Source organism: Streptomyces sp. URMC 124 (assembly GCF_051386455.1).
Lineage (GTDB): Bacteria > Actinomycetota > Actinomycetes > Streptomycetales > Streptomycetaceae > Streptomyces.
Genome location: NZ_JBPQTS010000265.1, coordinates 1 through 4636, shown reverse-complemented (window position 1 = coordinate 4636; position 4636 = coordinate 1). Strand labels below are relative to the sequence as shown.

General features: G+C 73.5%; 2 protein-coding genes. Both read right to left on the bottom strand.

The features are described 5' to 3' along the window. On the bottom strand, positions 1 to 2441 hold a 2441-nt coding region (locus ACSNOG_RS31825; RefSeq protein ID WP_436756177.1), incomplete at its 3' end, for a type I polyketide synthase. Between the two features lie 46 nt (positions 2442 to 2487). Then, positions 2488 to 4636 (bottom strand): SDR family NAD(P)-dependent oxidoreductase (locus tag ACSNOG_RS31820; RefSeq protein ID WP_436756176.1); only part of this gene is annotated, 2149 nt, incomplete at its 5' end.

Here is a 4636-nt window from a genome sequence, read left to right as displayed (position 1 = left end):
ACCTCCACGAAGGTCGTCACACCCAGCTCGTGGAGGGTGCGGATGCCGTCGGCGAAGCGGACGGCCTCGCGGACGTGCCGGACCCAGTACTCGGGGGTGTACGCCTCGACGAGCTGTCCCGTGAGGTTGGAGACGACGGGAAGCTGCGGCTCGCCGAAGGTGAGGCCGCGGACGACCTCGGCGAACTCCTCCAGCATCGGGTCCATCAGCGGCGAGTGGAACGCGTGGCTGACCCTCAGCCGCGACGTCTTGCGGCCCTCCTCGGCGAAGGCCGCGGCGATCGCCAGGGTTTCCGTCTCCTCACCGGAAATCACCACCGACGAGGGGCCGTTGACGGCGGCGATGCTCACCCCGCCGGTCAGGCGCGGCACGACCTCCTCTTCGGTGGCCTGCACGGCGACCATGGCGCCGCCGGCGGGCAGGGCCTGCATCAGGCGGGCGCGGGCGGACACCAGCCGCGCCGCACCGTCGAGCGACAGCGCGCCCGCCACGTGCGCGGCCGCGATCTCGCCCACCGAGTGACCGCCGACGTAGTCGGGCCGTACGCCCCACGACTGCAGGAGGCGGAACAGCGCCACCTCGACCGCGAAGAGGGCGGGCTGGGTGGAACCGGTCCGGTGAAGCGTTTCGGCATCGACGTCGACCGGTACGTCCAGATGGGCGCACACCTCGTCGTAGGCCGCGGCGAAGACGGGGAACGCCGCGTACAGCTCGCGCCCCATGCCGAGGCGCTGCGAGCCCTGTCCGGAGAACAGGAACCCGGTCTTGCCGCCGCCCGCGCGCCCCAGCAGCACACGGGACGACGGGGTGCCGGAGGCCAGGTCCGCCAGCCCGAGGAGGAGTTCCTCGTGGCTCTCCCCCACGACGGCGGCCCTGTGGCGCAGGGCCGCACGGGTCGTGGCCAGCGACAGCCCGACGTCCGCCGGCCGGGCTTCGCCGCGTACGACGTCCAGCAGCCGGGCCGCCTGGGCCTGCAGCGCCGCGTCGCTCTTGGCGGAGAGCACCCAGGCCAGGGGGCCACCGGCAGGCGTCCCCGGGGTCTCCTCCTCAAGGGGCGGGGCCTGTTCGATGATGGTGTGGGCGTTGGTGCCGCTGACGCCGAACGACGAGATGCCGGCGCGGCGCGGGTGGTCCGCCTCCGGCCACTCGACCGCCTCGGTCAGCAGCCGGACCTCACCGGCCGACCAGTCCACGTGCGGCGTCGGCTCCTGCGCGTGCAACGTCTGCGGCAGCACGCCGTGCCGCATCGCCATGACCATTTTGATGATGCCGCCGACACCGGCAGCAGCCTGCGTGTGGCCGATGTTGGACTTCAGCGAACCCAGCCACAACGGCCGGCCCTCCGGGCGCTCCTGGCCGTACGTCGCGAGCAGCGCCTGCGCCTCGATCGGATCGCCGAGCGTCGTCCCCGTGCCGTGCGCCTCCACCACGTCGACCTGGGCGGGCGACAGTCCGGCCGAGGCCAGCGCCTGGCGGATGACACGCTGCTGCGCGGGACCGTTCGGGGCGGTCAGGCCGTTGGACGCGCCGTCCTGGTTGACGGCGCTGCCCCGTACGACCGCGAGCACCTGGTGCCCGTTGCGGCGCGCGTCGGACAAGCGCTCCACCAGCAGCATGCCCACGCCCTCGGCCCAGCCGGTGCCGTCGGCACCGGCACCGAACGCCTTGCACCGCCCGTCCGCCGCCAGACCACGCTGGCGGCTGAACTCCACGAACGGAGTGGGTGTGGTCATCACCTGCACACCACCGGCCAGCGCCATCGAGCACTCGCCGCTGCGGAGGGCCTGGATCGCCCAGTGCAGGGCGACCAGCGACGACGAACACGCCGTGTCGACGGTGACCGCCGGGCCCTCCAGGCCGAAGGTGTAGGCGATGCGGCCGGACATCACGCTGGCGGAGTTGCCGGTCCCGAGGTGGCCGTCGGGCCCGCCGGCCACCCCGAGCAGGAGGTTGACGTAGTCCTGGTAGCCGGAGCCGACGAAGACGCCGGTACGGCTCCCCCGCACCGACTCCGCGTCGATGCCCGCCCGTTCGAACGTCTCCCACGTGGTCTCCAGCAGCAACCGCTGCTGCGGGTCCATCGCCACGGCCTCGCGCGGCGAGATCCCGAAGAAGTCCGGATCGAACTCCCCCGCCTCGTAGAGGAATCCGCCACGGCGCGTGTACGTCTTCCCCGGCGCCTCCGGATCCGGGTCGTAGATCCCTTCCACGTCCCAGCCCCGGTCCGCCGGGAAGTCCCCCACGGCGTCCCGGCCGGAGGCCACCAGCCGCCACAGGTCCTCCGGCGAACGCACCCCGCCCGGGTACCGGCAGGCCATCCCGACGATCGCGACGGGTTCCTGGTCCTTCTCCTCGGCCTCGCGAAGGCGCTCCCGGACCTGGCGAAGGTCTCCGGTGACGCGCTTGAGATACTCGAGGAGCCTGTCTTCGTTGCTGCTCATCCGCCCCATCCGTCCTCGGCTGTCGTTAAAGGTAGAGCGCCAAGAACTAGGAATTTTCTAGATCTTGATCGATCAGGTCGAAGATGTCGTCGACCGTCGCGTCCTGCAGTTGCCGCTCGGCATCGGCGGGTTCCGACCCTTGCCCGGCACCGGAGTTCACCAGCGACAGCAGTTCCTGCAGCCGCCTGCGCACCCCCGACCGGACCGTCTCCTCGGTGGAGGCGGCCGTGGAGATCACGGACTCCAGCCGGTCCAGCTCGGTGAAGACGGACACCTCGGCCGGGCCCGCCTCGCCGGCGAGTTCGCCGCGCAGGTACCGGGCGATCGCCTCGGGCGTCGGGTGGTCGAAGACCAGCGTCGCGGGCAGGGTCAGGCCGGTGTCGGCGGTGAGCAGGTTGCGCAGTTCCACCGCGGTCAAGGAGTCGAAGCCGAGGTCGCGGAAGGCCAGGTCCGGTTCCACCGCCGCGGAGCCGCTGTGGCCCAGGACGGCCGCCGCGTGCGCGCACACCGTGTCCACGAGCAGGCGCTGCTGCTCGCCCTCGGACAGCGCGGACAGTTTCTCCCTCAGCGCGGACGGCTCCGCGGACGGATCCGCGGACGGCTCGCCCGGCCTTTCGGCCAAGGCGGCCTTGACCTCGGGCAGGTCGCTCAGCAGCGCGCTCGGCCTGCTGACGGTGAACGGGACGACGAACCGCTCCCAGTCCACGTCCGCCACGGTGACCGCGCCGTCCCCACCGCTCAGCGCGCCGTGCAGCGCGGAGACCGCCCGGTCCGGCCGCAGTACGGTCAGGCCGCGCTGCCGCAGTCGTTCCTCGTCCCCGGCATCGGCGACCATGCCGCCCTCGCCCCACGGACCCCAGGAGATCGCGGTGGCGGCGAGGCCACGGGCCCGCCGGTGCCGCGCCAGGCCGTCCAGGAAGGCGTTCGCGGCCGAGTACGCGGCCTGCCCGCCGCCGCCCCACACACCGGAGATGGAGGAGAAGAGGACGAAGGCGTCCAGCTCCCGGTCCCCGAGCAGGTCGTGGAGGTGCGCGGCCCCGAGGGCCTTCGCCGCGACCGTCGCCGCGAAGTCGTCGAGGTTGGTCTCGGCGAGCATGCCGGCCTCGGCCGTGCCGGCCGTATGGATGACGGCGTTCACCGGGTGCTCGGCGAGCAGCGCGGCCACCGCTTCGCGGTCGGCCACGTCGCAGGCGGCGACGGTCACGCGCACACCTGCCGCTTCCAGCTCCCCGGCGAGCCCGGCGGCACCGGGAGCGTCGAGGCCCCGGCGGCTGGTGAGCACCAGGTGCTCCGCACCGGCGCCCGCCAGCCAGCGGGCCACGTGGCCGCCCAGCGCACCCGTACCACCGGTGATCAGCACCGTTCCGCGCGGCGACCACTCACCGGCGTTCCGGGCGGCGGGCAGGCGCGACAGACGCCGTGCGAAGACCCCGCGGTCGCGGATCGCGACCTGGTCCTCGGCCGACTGGCCGAGGACCGCCGCGAGCCGGCCGGCGATCCGGTCGTCGACCGTCTCCGGCAGGTCGACCAGGCCGCCCCAGCGCTGCGCGTGCTCCAGCGCCGCCACTCGGCCCAGGCCCCAGACCTGGGACTGGAAGGGGTCCGCCACCTCGTCGCCCGGGCTCACGCCCACGGCGTTGCGGGTCGCGCACCACAAGGGGGCCCCGATACCCGCGTCGCCCAGCGCCTGGACGAGCAGGACGGACAGCGCGACGCCGGTGGTCAGTGCGGCGGACGCCGGGGCCGGGGAGCCGTCGACGGCGAGCAGCGACAGGACACCCGCGACGGTCCCGTCACCGGCCGCTGCACCGAGTTGCGCGGCCAGGGCCGCACGACCGGTGGCCGGCTCGACCGGGACCGGCAGCGGGGCCAGGCCGAGCCCGGTCAGTCCGCGGAGACAGGCGGCGACCCAGTCGTCGCCGAGTTGAGCAGCGCTGACCGGAACCAGCCATACACCGAGCCCGGCCGTGCTCTGCGGGGCGGGGTCGGGGACCCCTTTCCAGGTGACGCCGTAGCGCCAGCCGTCCACGGTGGCCTGCTCCTTGCGCTGCCGCCGCCACGACGACAGCCTGGGCAGCACGTCGCCGAACGTGTCATCGGCACGGATGTCGAGGGTGCCGGCGAGGGCCTGCAGGTCCTCGCGCTCCACGGTCTCCCAGAACTCCGCGTCCGCCGGGTCCACCGCCGCCTCGGCG